Origin of the sequence: Neorhizobium petrolearium (genome assembly GCF_029854435.1) — a bacterium.
In the GTDB taxonomy this organism is placed as follows: domain Bacteria; phylum Pseudomonadota; class Alphaproteobacteria; order Rhizobiales; family Rhizobiaceae; genus Neorhizobium; species Neorhizobium petrolearium.
The window spans coordinates 3,717,300-3,741,993 of sequence record NZ_CP123000.1; the positions used below are offsets into that span (position 1 = coordinate 3,717,300).

Below are 24,694 nucleotides of genomic sequence, written 5' to 3' on the forward strand. Positions count from 1 at the left end.
CCAAGACGTCCCATTCAACCATTATCCCACGGAGGCCCGCATGAAAGCGTACTACTGGGAATCGCATCACGGCAATTTCGGCGACGATCTCAACCTCTGGCTCTGGGACGCACTGCTGCCCGGCTTTCGGGACGTGCATCCGGAGATACTTCTCGTAGGTGTCGGCACTGTTCTCAATCCGGCCCTGTTGCCAGCGGGACAGAAGAAGCTCGTGGTGGGCAGCGGTTATGGTTATGGCACGCCGCCGGATATCGGCAATCCGGCGGAATGGGACGTGCGTGCGGTTCGCGGTCCGTTGACGGCTGCCAAGCTTGGCCTGCCGCCAGAAAGGGCGATTACCGATCCGGCGGCAATGATCACAGACATGCCGGAATTCCAGAGCCTCCCGAAGGTCCACAGGAAAACCTTCATTCCCCATTGGGAATCGGCCGAATTCGGCATGTGGGAGGCGGTTTGCGAGCCGGTCGGCCTCGCTTACCTCGACCCCCGCGGCGAAGCGAAATCCGTCATCCGCCACATTGCGCAGTCGGAGCTGATAATCGCCGAATCCATGCACGGCGCTATCCTGGCGGATGCCTTCCGTGTTCCCTGGATTGCTGTCAGCACCTCGCGTTCGATCAACAATTTCAAATGGAACGACTGGGCAAGCTCCGTCGGCACCACCTATGAACCTCGCTATGTGCCGGTATCCACCCGCGCAGAGGCCGTCGCCAAACGCTCCCGTTTCTGGGGCGTGCGCTTCGACGGGGAGCAGCCCGCCCCCGAGGCGACGCCGCAAAACCCGGGAGGCGAAGTCATGACCCGCAGGCCTCCCTCACAGACCGGGCTTCGCGGAATGGCCAAGCAGTTTCTGGCCTCTCCCTCCGTGCTGGCGCTCTGGCAGGCCGGCCGCGCCGAACCACGCCTCAGCCCCGATAATGTCCTCGAAGAGCGGAAGGAACAGTTCCGCACGATGCTGGATGGGATCCGCCGCGACTATTTCTGAACGGCAGGGATACCAGGCAGGAGATAGCGCGTCCTCGGAGGCTCAACCGCCGCCGGAGATGATTTCGAACGCAGGAGATCGAGCTTGTCGAGGAAGATGCCTGTCGCCACCGCCGGCAACACCTGCGGGCGGGTTAGGATATGGCGAATTGCGGCAAACTTGCCGGCGTGCGACTTGACGTCGAGGAAAGCACGCAACTCGTAGCGGTCGCGGATATGGTCGCGATGTCGCGTAATGACGGCCCTCGCCTCGTCGGGGAGCCTCCGGTCGGCGAGAATTGCCTCGTCCGCTTCGTAGAACGTGCGCAAATCCTCTGTGCGATGCCGACCGCTGAGCGAATCATGCCGGACCACGGCGCCGTAGCCGCAATGCTCGATCACCTTGTAGCGGGCGCCTTTTGCCAGTGCCCGGACATAGAAATCATAGTCCTCGCCAAGCCGCATCTCCTCCTTGTAACGCAGCCCATGAGCCTCCAGGAAATTCCGACGTATCATCGGTTTCAGGAAACCGGTCTCCCCGCGCTTCACGCCGCGCTTCGAGATATTCCCCTCGACGAATTCGGTGAGTGACATTGTACGCGCCCTCGTCTCGAAGCGTTCTGGATGAATGATTTCGGTTGGCTCGTAGATGAAGGCGATGTTATCGGCGATGAGATCCCATCCATCCTCTTCGAGCATCGGCGCGAAACGGCCGGGAAAGAAGAAATCGTCGGCATCGAGGATGGCGATCAGCGGGGCGCGCGATATCGCAATGGCGTGGTTGCGGGCAGCCGAAGGACCACGGTTTTTTTCAAAGGAAACGACGGTCAGGCGACCCGATCCGTCATCGGCTTGCCGTGCAACCGTCGCCGTCGCATCCGTCGAACCGTCATCGACCACGACGACCTCGCCGACATGCGTCTCATTCAGGGCCGATTGAATCGCGACCCCGATTGTTTCGGCGGCATTCTTGGCCGCGATGATGACGCAGATTGTCTGGTGAGTGGTTTCAGCCATAGCCCTCTCCAAGCTTCATCGGTTGGTGGAACTATGGACGCAGGAAAATGGCCCTCGTGTGAAATCTCCTGAAAAAAGCTTGAACGAGACAAATCAGGTGTCACTGGCGGGTAAATTCGGAGCGGCATCGGCGCGCAGACCGTCGCGTCGATTGCTGTCCTTCGAGTTTTTGATGGTGGCCGCCTCTGATGAAATGTTCTCTTCGCGAAGCTTCTTTTCGCGCCGCACCAGGTAAAGAACGCCGATGAAATAACCGACCTGGAGAAGTACGGCACAGATCAATGTCTGTATAAGCGCCGTATAAAACGATCCGGTCATAAAATACGCAGACACCGCAAAAACGATCAGTACCCCTGTCATGCTGACAAAGACGCGCGGTGCGTACATAATTCCTCCTCCCGAACTTAAACTTGCTCAGTTCATCGATCTTTCGGCTCCTCTCCCAATGGAACAACCATAGGAGCCTGCAGGAGAGGATTCAAGTTTCCTATCTCGATTATGTCAGGCTATTGGTGAAACTTTCGTAAGGTTTCGCAAGTTCCGTGAAAATATAGCCCGTCATAGCGCTTGATACCCCCGTACCACAATGCTTACGCCTCGTTTTCGCCATATTTTAGCCCGGTTTCGCCGCGTTTGGAACAATTCACCAGTTGCGTCGGGTAGAGTGGCCGGTTATGCGATCAACTTTTGTTACAAAGCTTAAGACGGCACACCTACGATTATTGCAGCGCAGCATTGTATTGCGGCGCAGCAGGGCTGGGCCTTTGGTCCTAAGTGCAAGCTACTTTGGTCCCACTCTCAAAGAAGCACGGTCGGGTGTAGCTGGGGCAGCGACGAGACAAAAAGCGGGAAATAACCGGACACAGTCGGAAACTATTCGCAACAAACAGGATTTTACATACAAGAATTAGTATTTCCAAACATATAAACCAACGCCTCTCAAGTTAACCAATATCCCTCCGGCATCCCCCAGCCGGCAGCGGCGCCCCATCGGAAATGGCCGCGCAAAAAATTTGACTGGCATCAAATTCCGAACACAGACTTATTATCCCATAGGCTCGGAATAACGCGCCGCAATGGCACCGACTATCGCAAAACCTAAATGGAGTTAACTCTATGAAGTCAGCGACACGTTCGGCAGGTTCGCCGTTTTCAAGCCCCGACCAAGCCGACTTGGCTTTCCCGACCGGTGGCTTGGCAAAACGTACCTTCGACATCACCGCAGCCGCTCTAGCCCTCATCCTTTTCAGCCCGATCTTTCTGATGATTGCGGCGCTGGTGAAATTTTCCGACAATGGTCCGGTCTTCTACGGGCATCGTCGGATAGGCCATAACGGCCGGTCATTCAGATGCCTCAAGTTCCGCACGATGGCTGTCAATGGCGACGAGGTCCTGCGAAACTATCTGAACGCCAACCCACAAGCAGCCGAGGAGTGGCGGGCCACCCGCAAGCTCAAGGTCGACCCGCGTGTGACGGTTGTTGGGACAGTGCTACGCAAACTCAGCCTCGATGAACTCCCGCAGCTCATCAACATTGTTCGAGGTGAAATGAGCGTGGTCGGTCCAAGACCTGTCGTCGATGAGGAACTGAACCTCTACGACAGCTTTGCCGCTTATTACCTGCGGACCCGCCCGGGCCTCACGGGTCTCTGGCAGATCAGCGGTCGCAACGACGTCTCCTACGAAACCCGCATCGCTTTCGATACCCAATACGTCCAGAACTGGTCGCTTCTCGGCGACTTCGCAATCATTGCGAAAACGATTCCCGCCGTTTGCCTGGCACGCGGCAGCTACTAATCGTTCGCCTTCTCTTGCCCCAGAAGAAATCCGAAATCCCTGTCCGCGGCCGGTTTCGGAAAAATGATGCTCCCCAAGCGTGGACGCAACCGCGCGATTTGAGGAAAAGTCAAATGCAGATACGAACCGCCTCCGCATGGAGGATTTTATGCTTTCTGGTTGGAGCGCTCCTTGTCATATCGACCGAAAGCGCCGCAGCGGATGAAACCGGATATCAACTCGGTGTTATGGACAAGCTGCGCATTCGGGTGGCTGAATGGCAGCCTGCCGAAGGCACCGTTCGAAATTGGGATGCGATCAGCGGCGATTATACGATAGGGCCAACGGGTTCCCTCTCGTTACCCTTCATCGGTGACCTCGCAGCTGCGGGAAAGACGACCGCCGACGTGGCAAAAGCCATCGGTGAAGAGCTGCGCAGCAAGTTCGCATTACGCAACTTGCCATCGGCCTCGGTGGAAATCGCTGAATTCCGTCCGGTTTTCGTAACCGGCGATGTCGATAGGCCCGGCGAATATCCCTATGGCCCCAACCTGACGGTTCTGAAGGCCGTCAGCCTCGCCGGCGGGCTCCGCCGGTCCGATGCAGGACAACGTTTCGCCCGTGATTTCATTAATGCTCGCGGCGAAGCGGTAGTCTATGATTCCGGGCGCAGCCGGCTTTTTGCCCGTCGCGCCCGCCTGCTTGCGGAAGTCGCCGGCGCCGATGAACTGAAGGTCCCGCCGGAGCTTCAGAATGTCGCAAATGCCGACCAGCTTATCGCCAGCGAGGCGGCGCTCATGAAATCCCGGCGGGATCGTTATGAAACTCAATTGAAAGCATTGGCCGATCTCAGGGAACTGCTCGAAAAGGAAGTCCAATCGCTAGCCCAGAAGTCCGAGACACAGAAGCGCCGGCTGCAGCTTGTCGCCGAGGACCGCGACAAGATGGCCAAGCTGACCGAACAAGGCCTTGCCACTTCCAGCCGGCGCCTGACGGCCGAGGAGCGGGCAGCCGATCTCGAATCGAACATGCTGGATACGGATACGGCAGCACTTCGCGCCAAGCAGGACATTAACCAGGCCAATCAGGACGAAGTCAATCTGCGTAATGACTGGGAGGCGCAACGCGCCAAGGAACTGCAGGATACCGAAGCCGAGCTTGAAAAACTCGGGCTGCAGCTCGGCACCAGCCGCGAACTGATGTCGGAAGCGCTGGCCCAATCCGCTGAAGCGCTGAAATTCGACCCTACCGGCAAGGCTGCCACCATCAAATATGTCGTGGTGCGGGACCAGGGAGAAGGGCCGAAGGAAGTCATGGTGGGCGAAAACGACAGGCTCTTGCCCGGCGATGTCATCAAGGTCAGTTCCGAGCTTTTGATGCAATGAGGCATGCATGAGGATAGCCAAATCTGCGCTGATCGATCCGGCCCGCAATGAAGTCTATGGCGTGGCTGCGATCGCGCTTTCTTTCTTCGTGTTCGCCTATTCGAGCCGGTTGGGGCAGGTTTCCATCCTGGCCTATTATGCCGTCTGGTTTCCGCTCGTCCTGATCGACTATCGCCGCGTCCTCGGCAACTCCTTCAGATACCTGTGGATATTCTCCTTCGCACTCTTCTGTTTCCTGTCGGTCTTCTGGTCGGCGGCTCCTCCGGTATCGATGCGTGCATCCGTACAGTATCTGACGCACATCATCTGTGCGCTGATCGCAATGCGGACGATGACCGTCGCCACTCTATCGCGCGGCGCCGTCGCTGGATGCGGGCTGGTATTGCTGTATTCGCTTCTGTTCGGCACCTATCTCTACGATTCGCTTGATGGCACTTACAGTTTCGTCGGCGCCTTTTCCTCCAAGAACCAGCTCGGCCTTTATGCTTCGCTCGGCGTTTTCTTTTCCTATGCAACGGTGTTGATCTTCCGGGCGCGCGGTCTCTGGTTCATCGCCTCCGGCCTGATTGGCCTGCTTTCGGTCTATTCCCTCGCCGCGTCACAATCGGCAACATCCGTCATTACGACGCTTGGTGCCGTGGCTCTCTGTGTCGGTATGCAGGTCATCATGTTCTTTACGCCACAGAACCGACGGGTATTCTTCGCCGCGTCCCTGATCGTGATGGCAGTCATAGGCGTTGGGGCACTGCAATTCGGCGCGATGGATGTGATCCTCTCCGTCTTCGGCAAGGATGCGACCCTGACCGGCAGAACCTATCTCTGGCAGCAGGGCATCGCCGCAGCTCGCGATAATCCCTATTTCGGAATCGGCTATCAGGCCTATTGGGTGCCGGGGTTTTCCGAAGCGGAACGATTGTGGCAGGACTTCTACATCGCCTCGCGAAGCGGCTTCCATTTCCACAACACCTATATCGAAGCCATGGTGGAAACCGGATTGGCCGGCACGCTTCTGCTTACCCTCATTCTGCTGACGACCGTCGTCAGTCACCTGAGACGACTGCTGACCGTCGACAGGAACCCCGGGTCGCTTCTCCTCTTCGGCATAGCCAGCCTGTTGCTGGTCCGTTCCTTTGTCGAGATCGACATCATGCATCCTTATCATATCGGCTCGTTCCTCCTCTATTTTGCCGTCGGGAAGCTGACGATCGCGCAGTCCCGCCTCTCCCGCCCCTATTTCGATCAATATGTTTCCAGTCTGAACAGCGCCCGTACGGGCTGAACGCTTATCGGGGGCGCCCGACCGCCTAAACCCCGCGCTGAAGGATACCCAGGATGCAGACGCTCTACTCAATTCAGTACCTGAGGGCATTCGCAGCGATAGCCGTCGTGATCTTTCATGCCGGCGAGCGCACCGGCTTGCATTTCACGATCGGCGCGGCCGGCGTCGATGTCTTCTTCGTGGTCAGCGGTTTCATCATGGTGGCTCTCAGTGACAGCCGGCCAGTCAGCCCCGCCGATTTCTTCCGCAACCGCCTTCAGCGCATCGCACCGGCCTATTGGGCCGCGACTGCGGTCATGATCATCGGTGCGGTTATCGGGCTCTTCCCGAACCTGAAACTCAACCTCGAGCATATGCTCGGATCGTTCTTCTTCATCCCGGTAACGTCTCCAAGTTCGGGAAACCTGTGGCCGGTACTGGTGCAGGGGTGGACGCTGAACTACGAAATCTTCTTCTATGCGGTATTCGCGCTGATCTTGTTTCTGAAACCCGCCTCACGGCTCCCGGCCCTGGCCGTCCTGTTTGGCCTGCTTGTTGCCGCCGGAGCCTTGCTGCAGCCAACGAGCCAGATCATCGGCTTCTATACGGCACCGGTCATCCTCGAATTCGTAGCCGGAGCGGCGCTCGCAAAATTGTGGCGCAGCGGACGTTTGCCCTCCCCCTCGATCGGCCTTGTTCTCGTGGGAACTTCAATAGCAGGCTTTGCTGCGATCCATCTGCTGAAGCTTGAATTCGATGCCTGGTCATGTGGACCGCTGGCGGTGATGCTCGTGTCGGGAGCGCTGGCCGTTGAAGCCAGCGGTAAGCTGCCGAATCTTCCCGCGCTCACCTATCTCGGCGACAGCTCCTATTCCATCTATCTCTGGCACACTTTCGCGGTTTCCGTCGTGGCGCAGGTTGGCGTCTCGCTATCGCTCGCGGCTCCGGCAATCCTTTTTGCGGCCGTCGTGCTCGGTACACTCGCGGGTGTCGCCGGCTACGAGTGCCTGGAAAGGCCCGTTCAATTCCTTCTCAAGGGGAAAAGGTCCTCTCTCTGGCGTCTTCCGATCCGTCGGCCGGCCAGATGAACTGAGCTTCGAAACGCTCAGGCCGCAGCTTGTGGCAAGCCTGGACTTTTTATCTCATACCGAATTGGGATCAATCCGTGCTTTCGTGGACGCCACACACCATCGAGCTCATCGTGGCAGGGGATAAAGGAGCTGCCCGTCCTCTTCGCCTCGCGGAAATGCGCCTTCGCGGTTGCGTTTTTCCGATTGTTGATACCCAAGCGGGCTGATGCCGATATAGCGCTTGAACATGCGGGAGAAATAATAGGCATCGGAATATCCCGAAAGCTCTGCCGCGCGCTTGACGCTGCAACCGCCAGCCATCAGCCCCATGGCTCTCTCCATCCGTTTGAATTCCTGGAATTTGTCCGGGGTCCATCCAACGCGCTTGCGGAACTCGCGCTTGAAATAGTCGAGATTATAAGGCGCCGAATTCAGAGCGCGCTCCACGATCTGATCGTTGAGCGGATCGGCGGCAATCTGACTTGCCGCTACCATGATGGAAAATGAAAGCGCGTCGGGATTGTTGACGTTACCGACCGATTGCTCCCGCCATCCGATATGTGCCTGCTCGATGAATTCGATCAGAAGGAACATGAAAAGATGATGCTGCAGGAGTGTGGTGGAATAGGGCGGCGAATTGTCGTGATAGTAGCGCGTCAGCGGCTCCATCATATCCCAGCGGGAAAGGGCAACGGACCGCTTGAGATGCATCTGGGAGATCATGTCCAGCCGACCGAAGAGGTCGAGCATGAAGTGTTGGGCAATTCCCGTATAAGGCTCCTTCGAGGTCGAATAGCCGATGAAGTGCGTGTCCGCCGGCAACAGCATCGCCCGGCCCGGCGACATGAGGATTGCCTCTCCGTCCACCTCGTAATGCGCCGAGCCCGTCAGGCAGATGATGAGATCGTGGACACTGTTCGACTTGTCGACGCTCCAGGTGTGGGAATGCTGCATCCTTATGGTTGAACGCGTGAGTGTCAGGGCAAGTGCACCCATCGGAATCCCGGCGAGCACGCTACCTTCAATTTTGTCCATCCTTTTCCCCGAATTTGTCGATTTGATCTCTCCAACAAGATGAGATTATCAGTGCGGGAACCAAGACCTCAACACGTTTGAAGGCCAGATTGGGAGGAAATGGCGTTAGATTTTTCAGGAGCCCGCCGTCGTTGCGGGCGCCGCGGGATTTCTGTGCCAAAAATACGATGCACAATAAGGGAAGTATCTCGTCGTTTAACATTGCCCTTTGCAGGGGCGCGCGCAACGGGCCGGCGAAACTCATGGGCGACCTTGCCCAGGGCGGAACGCTCGCCCTGCTCATCCAGCTTTATGCCTCCCGCCAGATCATCGATAGATCCCATCACCGGCGGGCCGAAGCGCTGGCAAAGTCGAGGACAGCGGCATGAGCGGAGAAAGCCGGTTCCTGGGTCTTTTTTATCTATCGCCCTACATCATCGGGCTGCTGATCTTCACGGCCCTTCCGTTCGTGGCATCGCTCTACCTGAGCTTCACCAACTATAACCTGATGAACGAGCCGATCTTCACCGGCTTGGCGAACTACATCAAACTCTTCACCAACGATCGGACCTTCCGCAAATCGCTCTGGGTGACGCTCGTCTACGTCTTCACGACCGTGCCACTGAAGCTCGCCTTCGCTCTCTTCATGGCGGTGATCCTGAACTACAAGCTGAAGTTCATCAATGTCTTCCGCACGGCCTATTATGTACCGTCCATCCTCGGCGGCTCGATCGCAATCGCCGTTTTGTGGCGATATATCTTTGCGGATGTCGGCCTCGTCAATATGGGCCTGAATCTGATTGGCTTCGAACCCGTCAACTGGTTTGGCGATCCGACCAATGCGCTGTTCACCATCACGCTGCTGAGGCTTTGGCAGTTCGGTTCGGCGATGGTGATCTTCCTCGCCGCACTTCAGAGCATCGACAGGACGCTTTATGAGGCTGCCGCGATCGACGGCGCCGGCCGTTGGACAAGCTTCGTCTATATCACGCTGCCGCTCATCACCCCGGTCATCTTCTTCAACCTGATCATGCAGATGGTCCAGGCCTTCCAGGAGTTCAACGGCCCCTACATCATCACGCAAGGCGGCCCGCTGAAATCCACCTATCTCCTGCCGCTCTACATCTATGATGAGGCCTTCAAGCGCTTCGACATGGGGTATGCCTCGGCGATCGCCTGGGTCCTCTTCGTCATCATCATGCTGCTCACGCTCGTGGCCTTCTGGTCCTCGCGCCACTGGGTCTACTACGCCGGCGACAAGAGGAACTGATCATGACCGAGCATGTGCTTTCCAATACCGCACCCACGGTCGGCGACATTGACACCATGCGCGCGCGCGAAATGCGCAGCCATCGGCTCAGCATGGCATTTCGTTATGCACTGCTCGCCGGAGTGGGCCTGCTCATGCTCTATCCGCTGATCTGGCTGATCGGCGCATCCTTCAAGACCAATTCCGAGATATTTGCCAATCCCGGCTTCTGGCCCGAGAATCCGACACTTGACGGCTATATCAAGGGCTGGAGGACGTCGACGCCCTATTCCTTCGGCACGTTCTTTTTGAACACGCTCTGGATCGTCGTCCCCAAAGTGATCGGCACGGCCATCTCATGCACGGCAGTAGCCTACGGTTTCGCTCGCTTCGAGTTTCCGTTTAAGAAGCTGCTCTTCGCCTCGCTGATCGCGACATTGCTCCTGCCGAACGTGGTCACCCGCATTCCGCAATACCTGCTCTTCCGCGACCTCGGATGGCTCGATAGCTTTCTGCCGCTGTGGGTACCCTCGGCTTTTGCGGGAGACGCCTTTTTCGTCTTCATGCTTGTGCAGTTCCTGCGCGCCATTCCTCGCGACATGGAAGAAGCCGCCCGTGTCGATGGCGCCACCACGTGGCAGGCGCTGATCTTTATCGTCGTGCCGCTGCTCATGCCGGCGCTGATCTCCGTCTGCCTCTTCCAGTTCATGTGGACGATGAACGACTTCCTGGGGCCACTGATCTACATCTCCTCGGTGGACAAATATCCGGTTTCGCTGGCGCTGAAACTCTCGATCGACACCACGGAAGCGTTCGAATGGAATCGCGTGCTCGCCATGTCCGTCCTGACGCTGACGCCGGCGCTCGCGGTCTTCTTCCTCGCGCAGAAATATTTCATCGACGGCATCTCGTCCGGCGGCATCAAAGGATAATCGACATGGCGCGTCTGCAACTGAGAAACCTCGAAAAGGACTATGGCTCGTTCCGCGCGGTGCATGGCATCAACCTCGATGTCGAGGATGGTGAGTTCATGGTGCTGGTGGGCCCGTCCGGCTGCGCCAAATCGACGACGCTGCGCATGATCGCCGGCCTTGAACGGATTACCGGCGGCGAGATCCTCATCGGTGGTGAGCTTGTTAACGACAAAACCCCGGGCGACCGCGGCATTTCCATGGTCTTCCAGAACTATGCTCTCTACCCTCATATGAAGGTGCGCAAGAATCTCTCCTTCAGCATGCGGCTGAAGCGCCGCCCGGCTACAGAGATCGCGGAGGCGACGCAGCACGTCTCCGGCCTTCTGGAGATCGACCCGCTCCTCGATCGGCTTCCGAAGCAACTTTCCGGAGGTCAGGCCCAGCGGGTCGCTGTCGGCCGGGCACTCATCAAGAAGCCGCAGGTCTTCCTGTTCGACGAGCCGCTCTCGAATCTCGACGCGAAGCTGCGCGCCTCGATGCGTGTGCGCATCACCGACCTGCATAAGCGCCTGAAGGCCGAGGGACAGCAGGCGACTGTCATCTACGTGACCCACGACCAGACGGAAGCCATGACCATGGGCGACCGCATCTGTGTGATGAAGGACGGGCACATCATGCAGGTCGCCGACCCGGTGACGCTCTACAATCGCCCTGCCAATACCTTTGTCGCAGGTTTCATCGGCAGCCCGGAAATGAACTTCCTGGACGGAGAGCTTGTGGGAGAAAGCAGCATCCGGACAGCGGATCAGACGGTCGAGCTCGGTGAAGATTTCGCCTCCCGCCTGTCGGGAAATTCGCGCCGCGCGGTAACGCTCGGCATCCGGCCTCAGCATCTGCGCCTTGCCGCCGCTGAGACGCCGGCAACACTCAAAGGCAAGCTCAATCACATCGAGTTCATGGGCCATGAAGTCTACCTCTATGTCGATATCGGCCCGAAGCGACTGATCGCCGTCGTGCCGTCTGCGGCCTACGACCGCAGCGCATTGCGCGACGATTGGGTCTGGCTGAGCCCGGACCCGAGAGGAGTGCATCTGTTCGATCGCCAGACCGGGGAGAATATCAGCCTGGCGGTCTGAAATTTCACCGTTCCAACCTGGGAGGAGCCAAAATGAGAACCATGATCATCACGGCGGCACTGTTTGCCGCTACCAGCCTTTCGACAGCATTCGCTGCGGATCTGCGCATGTCCTGGTGGGGCAGCGACGACCGTCACCTTGCAACGCAGGAAGCCCTGAAGATTTGCGGCGGCAAGTTCGGCCACACGATCGCGCCCGAGTTCACCGGGTGGACAGGGCATCAGGAGAAGGTCGCCACCCAGCTTGCCGGCGGCACCGAAGCCGATATCCTGCAGATCAACTGGCCGTGGCTGCCGCTCTTTACCAAGAACGGCACCGGCTTTGCCGATCTCTATCAGTACAAGGACATCATCGACCTCGGCCAGTGGACCAAGGCCGACCTCGACAGCGGCACCGTCAAGGGCAAGCTGAACGGCATTCCGGTCTCCACCACCGGGCGCGTCTTCATGTTCAACAAGACGACCTACGACAAGGCCGGTGTCCCGATCCCGAAGACCTGGGATGAACTGATCGCTGCCGCACCGAAGATGAAGGAAAAGCTCGGCAAGGACTATTATCCCTTCGAAGGCGCCGCCCTCGACGCCCGGCTTGTGGTCATCCTGCGCACCACGCAAAAGACCGGTAAGGACCTGATCGACCCAGCGACGAACCAGGTCGCCTGGACGGAAGAGGAACTCGTCGAGGGTCTCGAATTCTACCAGACCCTGGTCGACAAAGGCGTCATCGAATCCTGGAAACAGGTTGCCGCCGCCGGCAACACGCCGCTGCATGAAAACCAAAAATGGGCGAGGGGCCAGATCGCCGGCACCTATCAGTGGGACAGCACCTACGGGAAGATTTCAACCCCTATGGAAAAGGGGCAGGAACTGGTCCCGGTCAAGCTCCTGACGATCGACGGAGCCAAGACGGACGGTGTCTATCGCAAGCCTTCCATGCTGTTTGCGATCTCCAAGAACAGCAAGGACCCGAAGGCGGCAGCGCAGATCGTCAATTGCCTGCTCAACGACCCGGAAGCGGCGAAGGTGATGGGCGCCAGTCGAGGCATTCCCTCCAGCAAGGCAGCCCTCGATATCCTGACCAAGGAAGGCAAGATCAAGCCTGTGCAGTTGGAGGCTTACAAGCAAGTGATGGAGCCGACGAGCCCCGGCGTTTCGCCGCTCAACGAGCATCCGCGGGTCACCGAAGCCTTCGACAGCAATTTCGAAGCCTTCGCCTACGGCCAACAGTCCGCCGAGGACGCCGCGGCCGAAATCATCGCCGGCATCAATGAAGCGCTGACGGGGATCTGAAGACGTGACGGCCACCATCGAACTTCTGACGACCGGATCACGCAGTGCGACCTTCAGCGTCGATGCCGGAAGGTATTTCTTTGAACGTGACGCTACGTTCGCCTGGGAAGTGCGGGATGCTGATGGTGGCCTTGTAGCCGAGGAGACGACACGGCGTGTCGTCTCCTCGGTCAATGGGCTGGAGCCGGGCAGCCTTTATTCTCTCCAGATAGGCGATGCCCGTCTTGAGTTCACAACGCGAAACGAAACCGCTTTAATTGACATCCGCGATTTCGGCGCGTCGACCGGATCATCGGACAATGCTGAAGCGATTGAGAGCGCCATTGCCGCTCTTCCGATCGGAGGAACGCTCAAGATACCCGCGGGCCGCTGGCTAAGCGGCCCGGTCTTCCTCAAGAGCAGCATGACACTGCTGATTGAAGAGGGAGGGGAATTGGCGGCGACCTCCGAAAGGGAAGACTTTCCTATCATACCTGCTCGTCATCCCGATGGCCGTGTACTCGGTACTTGGGAGGGCGTGGCGGAAGCCTGTTATGCAGGCCTCATCAACGCGATCGACTGCCGGAACCTTTCGATCACCGGCGCCGGTATCATCGATGGCGGCGGCGACCGCGGAGACTGGTGGTCCTGGCCCAAGGAGACACGTCAGGGCGCCCGCCGGGCACGGACCGTCTTTCTCTCCGGATGTGAGGACGTGACCCTTTCCGGCCTTACCATCCGCAATTCGCCCTCCTGGACGATTCATCCGGTCCTCTGCAGGCGAGTGCTGGCTGTCGGCCTGAAAATCTACAATCATCCGGATTCGCCGAATACGGACGGTTTCAACCCCGAAAGCTGTGCTGACGTCCGTCTCGTCGGGCTGCACATCTCGGTCGGAGACGACTGCATAGCCATAAAGGCCGGCAAGCGCAGCCCGCGCGGCGGGCCGGACCTGCCCACGGAACGCGTAAGTATCTCCAACTGCTTCATGGAACGCGGCCATGGGGCCGTCGTCATCGGCAGCGAGATGAGTGCCGGTGTCCGGGACATCACCATCCGGAATTGCCACTTCAGGGGCACGGACCGCGGCCTGCGCATCAAGACCCGGAGGGGACGCGGCGGCATGGTTTCGGACATCAGGATTGCGGACAGCCTTATGGAGGAGGTCGCGACACCGGTAGCGGTCAACTCCTTTTATTTCTGCGATGCCGATGGCCGGTCGGACTACGTCCAGTCCCGAGCGCCGCTACCGGTATCCATCGAGACGCCGAGTATCAGATCAATCTCGATCGAAAATGTTACCGTCTCCGGCGCCCGCACGGCGGCAGCCGTCTTTTACGGCCTGCCGGAAGCGGCAATCCACGACATCACCTTTGAGAATTATTCGGTTTCCTTCGCGCCCGAGGCGGAGGCAGAGGTGCCGGAAATGGCCTGCCGTCTCTCGCCTCTCCGCCACGCCGGGATTATTGCGGAAAACACCACATTCAGCCGCCTTGTACGGCTCTCCCCTCCTTCCATTCATCCAGCACAAGACTGAAATCCGATGCTTCACGACTACTTCGAGACCTATGTCCGCAACTACGAATATTATAAGGGCGGCGCGTGGTGCTACGAAGACGGGTGCCTCTATCGCGGTCTGATTACGCTCTATGAAGCGACCGGCGACGACCGCTGGCTCGACCACCTTATCCGGCTGGTCGGCGGTCAGATCGACGCCTCGGGTCGGCTGGCCGGGTATGAGATCGAGGAATTCAACATCGACAATATCCTGGCCGGCCGCGCCCTCGTCTTCCTTTACCGGCTAACCGGCGAGACTGCCTGGCTTAGTGCCGCCACTTTACTCGCGCGGCAACTTGAAACGCATCCGCGCACCGAAAGCGACGTCTATTGGCATAAGCTCCGCTACCCCCACCAGATCTGGCTGGACGGTCTCTACATGGCTCTGCCGTTCAAGATGGAATATGCCCGCGCCACCTCCCGGCCCGACATGGCAGATGAGACGCTTCGGCAATTCCTGACCGCGCTCGACCTGACTTACGACCAGGCGACCGGCCTTTACCGGCATGGCTACGACGAATCTCGGCAGCAATCCTGGGCGGATGCGGAAAGCGGCCTCTCGCCCGCCCATTGGGGAAGATCGATTGGTTGGCTCGCCATGGCTTTCGTCGACATTATCGAGAGCCTGCCGTTTGGCCCAGTTCGGCAGGAACTTGCCGATCGAGCCTCGGCGCTCGCATCCCGATTGTTGACCCTTCGAACGCCGGACCACCGCTGGCTGCAGGTCATCGACCGCCCCGACGAAGCCCGGAATTACCCAGAAAGTTCGGCGACGGCGATGTTTTCCTATTTCCTCCAGAAGCTTGCGCGCCTCACCGGATCGGCATCCTATGCGCACGCCGGCCGGACAGCTCTCCAATCGCTGATCGAACACGAATTGCGGCCGGCTCCGGATGGCATGATCAAGCTTCACAATGTCTGTTGCGTAGCGGGTCTTGGCGGTTTTAACGGCCGATACCGGGACGGCACGGTGGAATATTATCTTTCGGAGGAAATCCGCCCGGATGACATCAAGGGCGTCGGGCCTCTGATGATGGCCTATGCCGAAACAAAGCGAGATACCCAATCCAAACGCCTCATCGGGAACGAGGATGGGGATAAGGTTGAGCTTAGCACAACCTCGGAGCGCTGAGCGATTTGGCCGCCTTGCGGTCAGTCGGCCAAGTCATGACGATGCCGGGTACGAGAGATGCGTTCAACGAGCAGGGGAACGGGCGCGATGCAGGCAACCGGTCCCCCGCCTTCGCTTACGAAGCCGCGATCCTGCCGTTACCCGATGGAGCAAACACAATGCCGCCGACCATGATCGCGGGCATGCCGGCCTCCAGGCAGGCGGCGATGAATGCCTCGCGGGCGACCTCGGTGGGAAGCATCCTGTTCAAAGCTGCACGGCACCTTCGCACGGCGCGCTGATAGCGCTCCCCGTGTTTTAAAGGCCATTCATTTTCCAGAAAATCCAGCGCGTCATAGACGCTTCCAAAACTGCGCTCCAAGCCCGATTGCAGGCGGATCGTAACAGGCGCACGGAATGGCATATCCGGGATGTACATGATTTCCTCCTTTCGCTGTCAAACCGGATAAAGAAGCGAAATCAATCTGGTGAGTGGCCTTTGGTTTTTCAAGAAGTAACGTCCGCACCAGCGCCCTGGTGCGGACCGCACTAATGGTCGTTGGAGGCCCCCTTACCCTTCCTTCCTGGCGGGTTGCGATGTGCCGTGGCATCCTCGGACCCGGTAACGACCGTCGGCTTGGCGCTATGAACGCCGCTGCTTTTCCTGTCGGCTTGCGACTTGGCGAACTGACCTTTTGCGTCGGCTTCGGGACCGCGGGGCGATTGGCTTTCCTTCATGTCAGTCTCCCTTGGTCTTGCCGGCATCGGAAAGCTTTTCGCGAGATGGATCGCGATTGTTCTCGCCGCGCGCATCTCTGTCCCGATCCGGATCATCCTTGGCCGGCATGTAGCCTCGCGGCAGATTTTCCTGTGGTCCTTCCCACCGCGGAGACTGATCGGTCGTACCCGGTGCGCCTTTCTTTGGTGCATTCATGCCCATGTCAAATCCTCCTTCTTTGAGGAAGAACCAGCATTGAGGCGGAGGGTTCCGCTAGGAAAGGAATCTCCTGGCGCGGTTCAGGCCACGTGTGAGATAAATCTTTTTTCGATTTCGACGGCCGCCATGGGCTTGCCTACCAAATAGCCCTGAAGCTGGTCGCATCCGGAAAGCTTGAGAACTTTGGCCTGTGCCGGCGTTTCGACGCCCTCAGCCGTTACGGGAATGTTGAGCGCATTGGCAAGGGAGATGGTTGCGGCCAATATCCGCGCTCCCCGCTCGCTATCGATCGCCGTTACCAGCGATCGATCTATCTTCATGCGGTCGAAACCGAACTCCCGCAACGCCCCGATGCTCGCATAACCGCAACCGAAATCGTCAAGGGCGAACTTGACGCCGATCGCTTTCAGGCTGGCAATCGAACGCTTGGCGTGTTCAGGATTCGACATCAGAACACCTTCGGTGATTTCAAGCGTCAGCCGGCCTGGATCGAAAGACTTCGCCTTGAGAACGGCTGCGACATCTGCAGCAAAGTTCGGATTCTTGAGCTGTATCGGCGAGACATTGACGGAAACGGTGATATCGTCCCATTGCCTAACGCTGTCGATAGCCGCCGAGAGTACGTGCAGGCCAAGTTCATCGATCAGACCGGCGCGTTCGGCGATCGGAATGAAGACTTCCGGGCTGATCGGGCCGGTTTCGGTTGTCCACCGAGCCAGGGCTTCGACCCCCTTCAGCTCTCCGGTCTCCGCATCTACCAATGGCTGATAGGCTGGGTGAATGCTTGCAGACGCGATCGCCGAACGGAGACTATCCTCCAGTCTCGTGCGATGCTCCCGCTCAAGGTCAAGGTCTCCGTGATATGCGACAGCCTGACCTCGGCCATTTTCTTTGGCCCGGTACAAGGCCATGTCGGCGCGTCGGACAAATTCGAGAGGGTCATTGATAGTTGCATCGGTGGAAACAAGACCGATGCTTACCCCGATCTCTATTGTCCTTCCACCGATAATGAACGGGGTCGCCAATGCGCGCAGGATCGTTTCCGAAAGCTCATCGACGGCTCCCTTCGCCACGGCAATGGCGAATTCATCGCCACCGAGACGCGCGAACAATGCATCATCGGGCAGAAGCGCCTCGATCCTGGCGGCGACGAGCTTGATCAATGCGTCACCGACGGCATGTCCCCACGCATCATTGACCTCTTTGAACCCGTCGAGATCGAGAAAATGAAGGTCCAACTCAACCTTTCGAACCAGCCGCTCGTCCAGCCTTTCCAGGAATCCCGCTCGATTTAAGAGGGAGCTCAATGGATCATGAATTGCTCTCTGATGGGCCTGTTGCGCCGATCGCTTGAAGTTGCGGGCAGAAAGGGAACCGGTCACAACAATGGCAACGAAGAAGCCGGTGAGAAGCAACGCGGCCGCAAGCAAATAGCCCCGAACTTCCTGATAGATCTTTGAACCCGGATCCCGGCTTGGCCATTCCAGATAGGAAATGGCTCTGCCGTCGACGCCTGGAAGTGGCGTGCTCAAATGGTCAGCATTGGGAAAACTAACAAGTCTCAAGTCGCCAAGGTGAAAGGTTTGGTCCAGCTGTGCCACTGCCTCAGGTGTCAGCATCTTGGCGAGGAAGAGCGTGCTGAACCTCGGAGGGATATCGGCCGTCGCCGTATAAGGTTGAATGGCACTGGCTCCGACAAGCACGGTGCCGTCAGGTGTCGCCACGAAACCTGCAACCGTATTCTGGCCCGCCTTGCTCGCTTTTTCGGAAAACTCAAAGAGCGTTGCGCCGAAATAGCGGATTGGGTCAAATTCCTGCCCTTTCTTGTAGGAGATCAATACCTCCCGCTCTGCCGTCAGCACGATGGCAATGTCGTACAGCGGATAGTCCTCCGTCGTCGTGCCCCAGTTCTCGACAGCCCAATCCTTTGCATCCTCCGACGCGATTGCCCTGTAGGCATCGTCCCAGACGGCGTTGTCCCTGACCGTTGCGCTGAGATTGTTCCGAAAGGCCCGCACAGCGGCGCCAGCGGCATTGAGTGCGCGGGCATCATCGATCGCCGTTGCCGCCCCCGTCATGTCTTTGACCGCCAAAGCCACCAACACCGCCAGGATGGTACCGACGACGATGAAGAACGCTGTCACAGCGGCTATAACAAGAAGGGCGGAATGGGAGGATCGGGCGCGTAGGCTTTTCTGCATCTATAGGACCGGCATCTGTATAAACAGCAGGTTATTCCTGCAAGCCGAAACATTAGGATTTGATAATCAAGGAACAATTAATCCGATGGTTATCGATGCACGTTTTGAGCTGCCGCATTACGGGCGCGCGCCGGTTTCTTAGAGAAATACCGGAAACATGGTAATCAAATTCGAAGTTGGAACCGATGCCTTTTTAAGGAACGGCACACCTAACCCTTAGGCCGGCCTATCAGAATCTAAACAATCCCACCGCTGCCGGCAGCTGGCGCCGGGCGCTCTGACGCGACCTTCTTGCGATAACCGCTGACGCGGTATGTTGCGATGGGATCTACCGCGCCGCCGGCACGGCGACGGGCTTCCGCGAGGATCGGTTCCACATCGGTGCGATAAGCGCGCTTCAAGGTTTCCGAAGCCATCAGCGCATCGTTGTCCTGCTGATAGCCGTCGAGTGCCGCGCGATCGACGAGCAACGCCTGGGCATAAGCACGGCGGATTTCGTTGGCGCTGGAAATCAGGCTTTCGATCGGGTCGGTCACGTTATGCGACTGGTCGATCATATGGGCCGGATGGAAGCCCTTTACGCCACGATGTTCCGCATCGACCAGCTCGTTGAAGACGAGGAACAGCCGGTAGGGCTCGATGGCACCGGCGTCGAGGTCGTCGTCGCCATATTTCGAGTCGTTTAAGTGGAAGCCACCGAGCTTGCCGAACTGGATAAGGCGGGCGACGATCATCTCGATATTGGTATTCGGTGCATGGTGGCCGAGGTCGACGAGGCAGAAGGCCTTGGGTCCGAGCGTCTTGGCGATCAGGTAGTTCGTGCCCCAATCCTGCACCACCGTCGAATAGAAGGCGGGTTCGTACATCTTGTGCTCGGTAAAGAGCCGCCAGTCGTCCGGCAGCGTCTTGTAGATCTCGCCCATAGAGGCAAGATACCGCTCGAAGGTTCGGGTAAAATGACTCTGGCCCGGGAAGTTCGAGCCGTCGCCGACCCATACTGTCAGCGCCTTGGAGCCAATGGTCTTGCCGATCTCGATGCATTCGAGATTGTGCTCGATGGCCTGGCTGCGCGTCGCAGCATCGGTGTGGCTGAGCGAACCGTATTTGTAGGAATGTTTCTGCCCCGGCGCGTCGGAAAAGGTGTTGGAGTTCATCGCATCGAAGCTTAAGCCCAACACATCTCCCTTAGCCTTCAGTTCCTTGGCATCCGCCTTGTCCCAGGGAATGTGCAGGGAGACTGTCGGCGTTGCCTGGGTCAACTGATGAATGACGGAGCAATCGTCGAGCTTGTCAAAGATGCCGCGCGGTTCGCCCAATCCCGGGAAGCGGGCAAACCGGGTGCCGCCTGTGCCGACGCCCCAGGAGGGCACCGCGACGAAGAAATCCGCGACTTGTCTCGTAATCGCGTCGATATCGATCTCGCGGCGCGACAGATTTTCGCCGAGCGCAGCGTAATCGGATTTGAGTGCGGCTGCGCGCTTGTCGTTTTCCGCAGCGATCAGGTCCGCAGCAATCTTCAGCTCTGTCATGACGTCTCCTCCCCAAGGCGTAATTAGAGGGTCCACCCGCCGCCGGCCTTGGGAGAGCCGGATGCGGGCGGACAAGCTGTCAGCGCGTAAAGCTCTGGGCGTTGCCCGCATCCACGTTGATGATGTTACCGGTCGACTTCGACGATGCGTCGGACGCAAGGAAGTAGATCGCCTCGGCAATGTCTTCCGGAAAGACGTTCAGCTTCAGCATCGAGCGCTTGCGGTAATGTTCCTCCAGATCGCTCACCTCGATCTTTGACGATGCCGCCCGCTGTTCGCGCCACTCGCCGCTCCAGATCTTCGAGCCGCGCAGCACCGCATCCGGGTTGACCGTATTGACGCGGATGCCCGCTTCCGCCCCTTCCAGCGCCAGGCAGCGGGCGAGATGGATTTCAGCAGCCTTTGCGGTGCAATAGGCCGACGCATTCGGCGAGGAAGCGAGCCCGTTCTTGGAGGCGACGAAGACGACATTGCCGCCAAGCTTCTGGCGCCGGAACAGCCGAAACGCCTCACGCGAGACAAGGAAATAACCGGTCGTCAGGATGTCGATATTCTTGTTCCACATGGCGAGCGTGGTTTCTTCGACCGGGGCCGAGGAGGCAATGCCGGCATTGGAGACCAAGATATCGACGCCGCCGAATTCGACGCAGGCTTCCGCGAAAGCGGCGAGGACCGCGTCTTCCTTGGTGACGTCCAGAATGACGCCTCGAACAGCATCCTTGCCGAAGGACTTTTCGAAATCCGCCCTGGTCGCCTCAAGCGCACCGCCGTCGATATCGGCGAGCACGACGCAGGCCCCCTCACCCATCAGCCGCGAAGCCGTCGCCCGGCCGATCCCGCCCGCACCGCCGGTGACGAAGGCCACCTGGCCGGCGAGGCTCTTCGGCTTCGGCATGCGCTGCAGCTTCGCCTCTTCGAGAAGCCAGTATTCGATGTCGAAAGCCTCCTGCTCCGGCAGGCCCTGATATTCGGAAACGGTGGAGGCGCCGCGCATCACGTTGATCGCGTTGACATAGAACTCGCCGGCGATGCGGGCGGTCGCCTTGTCGCGCGCAAAGGACAGCATGCCGACGCCCGGCACCAGGAAGATGACGGTATTGGGATCGCGCATCTTCGGCGAGTTGTCGTGCTTGCAGGTCTCGTAGTAGCGGGTGTAATCGGCGCGGTACTCCTCCAGCGCCTCGTCGAGCACGGCGATGACCGCATCGACATCCGGCTTTGCCGGATCGAAATCGAGGATCAGCGGCCGGATCTTCGTGCGCAGGAAGTGGTCCGGGCAGGACGTGCCGAGCGCGCCCAAGGGCTTCAGGTTCTTCGAGTTGACGAATTCCAGCACCGCATCCTGGTCATCGAAATGACCGAGCTTGCGCTCGGCTTTTCCGATGCGGCCACGGATTTCCGGCATAAGCCTGGCAGCGACCGCCCGACGCTCCGCTGCCGGCAGGCTCTTCGCCACGGCGCCACCGAAAATCGTCTTGCCCTCGGTCGCTCCCGCGAACCAGTCGATCGCCTTGTTGATGATCTGAAGCGTCAGTTCGTAGGAGGCCTTCGCGTCGTTTGCCCAGGTGAACAGGCCGTGGCTCTCCAATACGACGCCCCTGGCATTCGGATTGGCCTTTACGAATGCTTCAAGGTCGAGCCCGAGCTGAAAGCCCGGCCGCCGCCACGGCAGCCAACCGATCTCGTCGCCAAAAATCTGCTTCGTCAGTTCCTTCGAATTCTTCGAAGCGGCAATCGCGATGATGGCGTCCGGATGCATGTGGTCGACATGCGTATAGGGCACGAAACCGTGCAGCGGCGTGTCGATGGAAGCCGCGCGGGGATTGAGATTGAAGGTGCAATGCGGCAGGAAACCGACCATGCGGTCTTCGTCCTCTACCCCCTTGTAGAGGCCCTTCAGCGCTTCCAGCTTGTCCATGTAGAGGGTGGCGAAACCATCGAGCTTGATCGTGCCGACATCGCCGCCGGAACCCTTCACCCACATGACGCGGACCTTTTCGCCGGACAGCGGGTCCTTCTCCATCACCTTGGCAGAGGTATTGCCGCCGCCGTAATTGGTAATGCGCTTGTCGGCGCCGAGGAGGTTGGAGCGGTAGAGCAGCTTGCCCGGCTCATCGAGCTTGGCTGCGTAAGAATCGTCCCAGCGGTTTTCGAGAAGGCGGGTTTGGCCCGACATCGCTTTCCTCCCAACGTGTTTCGGCTCACGGCGACCGGGCGCCGCCGTCTCCTATACGGTGGATATCGCGCATTGCTCCGCCATGTGTCAATCAAAAACGATCATAAACTTTCATTGTGCAGCGCAATAAAAGCGAATTTGATCGTTTCTGATTGACAACAGAATATTTCCGGCAATAGTTGACGCTCAGGAGGAACCCCATGCACGAACGTGAACGCCATCGCATCATTCTGAGCGCGATCCAGGAAAAGCCTGTCATTACGGTGCAGGATATCGCCGAACTGACCGAAGCCTCCGAAGCGACTATCCGGCGCGACATCGCGGCACTGCACGTCCAGGGCAAGCTCCGACGCGTGCGCGGCGGGGCCGAGGCGGTTCATCCGCCACAGATCGGCCAGCTTGCCGCCCGCTCGTTCCGGGTTTCCGAATCCGTCAATATCGATAAGAAGCGCGCGATTGCACGCCGCGCAGTCGAACTCTGCGAAGAAGGCGATTCCGTCATCATCAATGGCGGCACGACCACGTTCCAGATGGTGCATTTCATGTCGGCGCGCCGCCTGCAGGTGATGACCAATTCGTTTGCGATCGCCGAGCATCTGGTCAAGCATTCGAAAAGCACGGTGACGGTGCCGGGCGGCGCGATCTATCGCGAGCAGAGCCTCATCCTGTCACCCTTCGAAAACGACGCGATCCGCAACTTCTATGCAAGGCGGATGTTTATCGGCGCGCAAGGCGTCGGTCCGCTCGGCGTTATGGAAGCCGATGCTTTGGTGATTCAGAGTGAACAGAAGCTGATGAGCCAAGCCGAAGAACTGATCGTGATGGTGGACGCCTCGAAATTCCATCGCCGTTCCAGCCTCATTCTCTGCCCGCTGGAACGCGTGACGACGGTCATCACCGATGACGGCATTTCTGAAGATGCCGCGCGGATGATCGAGGACGCGGGCGTCAAGCTGATCATTGCCGGAGCCGCGGTGGCGGAGACTGTCAAGGAGGATTCCCCGTCGGCCGCCTGAGAGGCGACGGGAGGGAAATGAACCTGTTCAACTGGGAGGACTGAAAATGAAACTAGCCAAGAAACTTGCGCTCGGCGTGGCGCTCGCCTTTGCCGCCATGACGACGGCCGCAAGTGCCGCCGACATGAAGATCGCCCTTGTCGTCAAATCGCTCGGCAACGGCTTCTTCGAAGCCGCCAACAAAGGCGCGCAGGAAGCAGCGAAGGAACTCGGCGGCGTCGAGGTCATCTATACCGGCCCGACGACGACCACGGCCGAAGGCCAGATCGAAGTGATCAATTCGCTGATCGCGCAGGGCGTCGATGCGATCGCCATTTCCGCCAACGATCCGGATGCCGTCGTTCCGGCGCTGAAGAAGGCTACTCAGCGCGGCATCAAGGTAATTTCCTGGGATTCCGGTGTGGCGCCTGAAGGTCGCATCATGCATCTGAATCCGTCTTCCAACGAGCTGATCGGCAGGATGTGCCTGACGCTCGCCAAGAACCATCTGGAAGGCGGCAAGGGCGATTTCGCGATCCTGTCTGCCACCACCACCTCGACGAACCAGAACACCTGGATCGCCGAAATGAAGAAGCAGCTCAAGGATTTCCCCGGCCTCAACCTCGCTACCACCGTTTACGGGGACGACCTGGCCGACAAGTCCTATCGCGAAGCCCAGGGCTTGCTCACCTCGCAGCCGAACGTGAAGGTCATCGTCGCACCGACCACAGTCGGGGTGCTGGCTGCATCGCAGGCCGTCAAGGATGCCGGCAAGATCGGCCAGGTCTACGTGACCGGTCTCGGCCTGCCATCTGAAATGGCTGGCGCCATCAAGTCGGGCGCGACGAAGGAATTCGCGATCTGGAACCCGATCGACCTCGGCTATTCTGCAACGCAGATCGCCTATCACATCGTCAAGGGCAACGCGGACGGCAAGCCGGGCTCCGAGATCAAGGCAGGCCGCATGGGCGCGATCAAGATCGACGACAACGGCGAAGCCGCGATGTCCGACCCGTTCGTCTACAATGCCTCCAATATCGACGAGTTCTCGAAGATTTTCTGAGCCGCAAGCAAGTTGCCCCTCACCCTAACCCTTTCCCCGCCCGCGGGGAGAGGGAACGTGCCACACGCAACATTG

At 58.8% G+C, this 24,694-nt stretch carries 23 protein-coding genes; 14 read left to right on the forward strand and 9 right to left on the reverse strand.

What is annotated here, in order from left to right:
* The first annotated feature begins 40 nt into the window (after positions 1-40).
* On the forward strand, positions 41-985 hold the full coding sequence (locus tag QEO92_RS18270; protein ID WP_227703967.1) for a polysaccharide pyruvyl transferase family protein: 945 nt from the start codon (positions 41-43) through the stop codon (positions 983-985).
* On the opposite strand, the gene QEO92_RS18275 is transcribed toward QEO92_RS18270, so the two are convergent.
* Both QEO92_RS18275 and QEO92_RS18280 read right to left on the reverse strand, forming a co-directional pair.
* Positions 976-1,980, reverse strand: a complete 1,005-nt coding sequence (locus QEO92_RS18275) for a glycosyltransferase family 2 protein (protein WP_227703968.1) — start codon at positions 1,978-1,980, stop codon at positions 976-978. The genes QEO92_RS18270 and QEO92_RS18275 overlap by 10 nt on opposite strands.
* Before the next feature lie 93 nt (positions 1,981-2,073).
* A complete protein-coding gene (locus QEO92_RS18280; RefSeq protein WP_280107459.1) occupies positions 2,074-2,367 on the reverse strand; it encodes an exopolysaccharide production repressor protein in 294 nt (97 codons plus the stop codon).
* A gap of 729 nt (positions 2,368-3,096) precedes the next feature.
* On the opposite strand from QEO92_RS18280, the gene QEO92_RS18285 reads away from it, so the two are divergent.
* From QEO92_RS18285 to QEO92_RS18300, 4 genes are all read left to right on the forward strand, one after another.
* Positions 3,097-3,777, forward strand: coding sequence for a sugar transferase (locus tag QEO92_RS18285; RefSeq protein ID WP_227703969.1), 681 nt, complete (start codon positions 3,097-3,099; stop codon positions 3,775-3,777).
* A 113-nt stretch (positions 3,778-3,890) separates the two neighbouring features.
* Positions 3,891-5,141 carry a polysaccharide biosynthesis/export family protein gene (locus QEO92_RS18290; protein ID WP_227703970.1) on the forward strand — a complete coding sequence of 417 codons (1,251 nt, stop codon included), beginning with the start codon at positions 3,891-3,893 and terminating at the stop codon, positions 5,139-5,141.
* Between the two features lie 7 nt (positions 5,142-5,148).
* Positions 5,149-6,420: an O-antigen ligase family protein gene (locus QEO92_RS18295; RefSeq protein ID WP_227703971.1), complete on the forward strand. Its 1,272-nt coding sequence runs from the start codon at positions 5,149-5,151 to the stop codon at positions 6,418-6,420.
* Between the two features lie 53 nt (positions 6,421-6,473).
* A complete protein-coding gene (locus QEO92_RS18300; protein ID WP_227703972.1) occupies positions 6,474-7,487 on the forward strand; it encodes an acyltransferase family protein in 1,014 nt (337 codons plus the stop codon).
* 108 nt (positions 7,488-7,595) lie between these two features.
* Here QEO92_RS18300 and QEO92_RS18305 read toward each other — a convergent pair whose 3' ends face one another.
* The gene (locus QEO92_RS18305; RefSeq protein ID WP_227703973.1) at positions 7,596-8,504 is read right to left on the reverse strand and encodes a helix-turn-helix domain-containing protein; all 909 of its coding nucleotides are present in this window, start codon (positions 8,502-8,504) and stop codon (positions 7,596-7,598) included.
* A gap of 242 nt (positions 8,505-8,746) precedes the next feature.
* On the opposite strand from QEO92_RS18305, the gene QEO92_RS18310 reads away from it, so the two are divergent.
* From QEO92_RS18310 to QEO92_RS18340, 7 genes are read left to right on the forward strand one after another with little or no spacing between them, the layout of a single operon-like run.
* Positions 8,747-8,872, forward strand: a complete 126-nt coding sequence (locus QEO92_RS18310; protein WP_265105709.1) for a hypothetical protein — start codon at positions 8,747-8,749, stop codon at positions 8,870-8,872.
* Positions 8,869-9,753 (forward strand): carbohydrate ABC transporter permease, encoded by an 885-nt coding sequence (locus QEO92_RS18315; protein ID WP_227703974.1) that lies wholly within the window; start codon positions 8,869-8,871, stop codon positions 9,751-9,753. Before QEO92_RS18310 ends, QEO92_RS18315 begins: the two co-directional genes overlap by 4 nt.
* Positions 9,754-9,809: 56 nt before the next feature.
* Positions 9,810-10,664 carry a carbohydrate ABC transporter permease gene (locus QEO92_RS18320; protein WP_227705210.1) on the forward strand — a complete coding sequence of 285 codons (855 nt, stop codon included), beginning with the start codon at positions 9,810-9,812 and terminating at the stop codon, positions 10,662-10,664.
* A 5-nt stretch (positions 10,665-10,669) separates the two neighbouring features.
* Positions 10,670-11,782, forward strand: coding sequence for an ABC transporter ATP-binding protein (locus tag QEO92_RS18325; protein ID WP_227703975.1), 1,113 nt, complete (start codon positions 10,670-10,672; stop codon positions 11,780-11,782).
* 32 nt (positions 11,783-11,814) lie between these two features.
* Entirely contained in the window at positions 11,815-13,071 is a 1,257-nt protein-coding gene (locus QEO92_RS18330) for an ABC transporter substrate-binding protein (protein WP_227703976.1), read from the forward strand.
* Between the two features lie 4 nt (positions 13,072-13,075).
* The gene (pglA, locus tag QEO92_RS18335; RefSeq protein WP_227703977.1) at positions 13,076-14,587 is read left to right on the forward strand and encodes a polygalacturonase PglA; all 1,512 of its coding nucleotides are present in this window, start codon (positions 13,076-13,078) and stop codon (positions 14,585-14,587) included.
* 6 nt (positions 14,588-14,593) lie between these two features.
* On the forward strand, positions 14,594-15,739 hold the full coding sequence (locus tag QEO92_RS18340) for a glycoside hydrolase family 88/105 protein (RefSeq protein WP_227703978.1): 1,146 nt from the start codon (positions 14,594-14,596) through the stop codon (positions 15,737-15,739).
* Positions 15,740-15,854: 115 nt separating this feature from the next.
* On the opposite strand, the gene QEO92_RS18345 is transcribed toward QEO92_RS18340, so the two are convergent.
* The 6 genes from QEO92_RS18345 to QEO92_RS18370 form a co-directional block, all read right to left on the reverse strand.
* Positions 15,855-16,157 carry a DUF982 domain-containing protein gene (locus tag QEO92_RS18345; protein ID WP_227703979.1) on the reverse strand — a complete coding sequence of 101 codons (303 nt, stop codon included), beginning with the start codon at positions 16,155-16,157 and terminating at the stop codon, positions 15,855-15,857.
* Positions 16,158-16,267: 110 nt separating this feature from the next.
* On the reverse strand, positions 16,268-16,456 hold the full coding sequence (locus QEO92_RS18350; RefSeq protein ID WP_227703980.1) for a hypothetical protein: 189 nt from the start codon (positions 16,454-16,456) through the stop codon (positions 16,268-16,270).
* A 1-nt stretch (position 16,457) separates the two neighbouring features.
* Complete coding sequence (locus QEO92_RS18355) at positions 16,458-16,658, reverse strand: hypothetical protein (protein ID WP_227703981.1); 201 nt, start codon at positions 16,656-16,658, stop codon at positions 16,458-16,460.
* 77 nt (positions 16,659-16,735) lie between these two features.
* The gene (locus QEO92_RS18360) at positions 16,736-18,856 is read right to left on the reverse strand and encodes a putative bifunctional diguanylate cyclase/phosphodiesterase (protein WP_227703982.1); all 2,121 of its coding nucleotides are present in this window, start codon (positions 18,854-18,856) and stop codon (positions 16,736-16,738) included.
* Between the two features lie 236 nt (positions 18,857-19,092).
* The gene (gene rhaI / locus QEO92_RS18365) at positions 19,093-20,385 is read right to left on the reverse strand and encodes an L-rhamnose catabolism isomerase (RefSeq protein WP_227703983.1); all 1,293 of its coding nucleotides are present in this window, start codon (positions 20,383-20,385) and stop codon (positions 19,093-19,095) included.
* Between the two features lie 79 nt (positions 20,386-20,464).
* Entirely contained in the window at positions 20,465-22,561 is a 2,097-nt protein-coding gene (locus tag QEO92_RS18370; protein WP_227703984.1) for a bifunctional rhamnulose-1-phosphate aldolase/short-chain dehydrogenase, read from the reverse strand.
* A 200-nt stretch (positions 22,562-22,761) separates the two neighbouring features.
* On the opposite strand from QEO92_RS18370, the gene QEO92_RS18375 reads away from it, so the two are divergent.
* Together QEO92_RS18375 and rhaS are read left to right on the forward strand one after the other, a co-directional pair.
* On the forward strand, positions 22,762-23,577 hold the full coding sequence (locus QEO92_RS18375) for a DeoR/GlpR family DNA-binding transcription regulator (RefSeq protein ID WP_227703985.1): 816 nt from the start codon (positions 22,762-22,764) through the stop codon (positions 23,575-23,577).
* Positions 23,578-23,623: 46 nt separating this feature from the next.
* The gene (gene rhaS, locus QEO92_RS18380) at positions 23,624-24,619 is read left to right on the forward strand and encodes a rhamnose ABC transporter substrate-binding protein (protein ID WP_227703986.1); all 996 of its coding nucleotides are present in this window, start codon (positions 23,624-23,626) and stop codon (positions 24,617-24,619) included.
* Positions 24,620-24,694 lie beyond the last annotated feature (75 nt).

Coding starts and splice junctions, on each gene's coding strand:
- QEO92_RS18270 (WP_227703967.1), top strand. CDS start 41: ATGAAAGCGTACTACTGGGAATCGCATCACGGCAATTTCGGCGACGAT.
- QEO92_RS18275 (WP_227703968.1), bottom strand. CDS start 1,980: ATGGCTGAAACCACTCACCAGACAATCTGCGTCATCATCGCGGCCAAG.
- QEO92_RS18280 (WP_280107459.1), bottom strand. CDS start 2,367: ATGTACGCACCGCGCGTCTTTGTCAGCATGACAGGGGTACTGATCGTT.
- QEO92_RS18285 (WP_227703969.1), top strand. CDS start 3,097: ATGAAGTCAGCGACACGTTCGGCAGGTTCGCCGTTTTCAAGCCCCGAC.
- QEO92_RS18290 (WP_227703970.1), top strand. CDS start 3,891: ATGCAGATACGAACCGCCTCCGCATGGAGGATTTTATGCTTTCTGGTT.
- QEO92_RS18295 (WP_227703971.1), top strand. CDS start 5,149: ATGAGGATAGCCAAATCTGCGCTGATCGATCCGGCCCGCAATGAAGTC.
- QEO92_RS18300 (WP_227703972.1), top strand. CDS start 6,474: ATGCAGACGCTCTACTCAATTCAGTACCTGAGGGCATTCGCAGCGATA.
- QEO92_RS18305 (WP_227703973.1), bottom strand. CDS start 8,504: ATGGACAAAATTGAAGGTAGCGTGCTCGCCGGGATTCCGATGGGTGCA.
- QEO92_RS18310 (WP_265105709.1), top strand. CDS start 8,747: ATGGGCGACCTTGCCCAGGGCGGAACGCTCGCCCTGCTCATCCAGCTT.
- QEO92_RS18315 (WP_227703974.1), top strand. CDS start 8,869: ATGAGCGGAGAAAGCCGGTTCCTGGGTCTTTTTTATCTATCGCCCTAC.
- QEO92_RS18320 (WP_227705210.1), top strand. CDS start 9,810: ATGCGCGCGCGCGAAATGCGCAGCCATCGGCTCAGCATGGCATTTCGT.
- QEO92_RS18325 (WP_227703975.1), top strand. CDS start 10,670: ATGGCGCGTCTGCAACTGAGAAACCTCGAAAAGGACTATGGCTCGTTC.
- QEO92_RS18330 (WP_227703976.1), top strand. CDS start 11,815: ATGAGAACCATGATCATCACGGCGGCACTGTTTGCCGCTACCAGCCTT.
- QEO92_RS18340 (WP_227703978.1), top strand. CDS start 14,594: ATGCTTCACGACTACTTCGAGACCTATGTCCGCAACTACGAATATTAT.
- QEO92_RS18345 (WP_227703979.1), bottom strand. CDS start 16,157: ATGTACATCCCGGATATGCCATTCCGTGCGCCTGTTACGATCCGCCTG.
- QEO92_RS18350 (WP_227703980.1), bottom strand. CDS start 16,456: ATGAAGGAAAGCCAATCGCCCCGCGGTCCCGAAGCCGACGCAAAAGGT.
- QEO92_RS18355 (WP_227703981.1), bottom strand. CDS start 16,658: ATGGGCATGAATGCACCAAAGAAAGGCGCACCGGGTACGACCGATCAG.
- QEO92_RS18360 (WP_227703982.1), bottom strand. CDS start 18,856: ATGCAGAAAAGCCTACGCGCCCGATCCTCCCATTCCGCCCTTCTTGTT.
- rhaI (WP_227703983.1), bottom strand. CDS start 20,385: ATGACAGAGCTGAAGATTGCTGCGGACCTGATCGCTGCGGAAAACGAC.
- QEO92_RS18370 (WP_227703984.1), bottom strand. CDS start 22,561: ATGTCGGGCCAAACCCGCCTTCTCGAAAACCGCTGGGACGATTCTTAC.
- QEO92_RS18375 (WP_227703985.1), top strand. CDS start 22,762: ATGCACGAACGTGAACGCCATCGCATCATTCTGAGCGCGATCCAGGAA.
- rhaS (WP_227703986.1), top strand. CDS start 23,624: ATGAAACTAGCCAAGAAACTTGCGCTCGGCGTGGCGCTCGCCTTTGCC.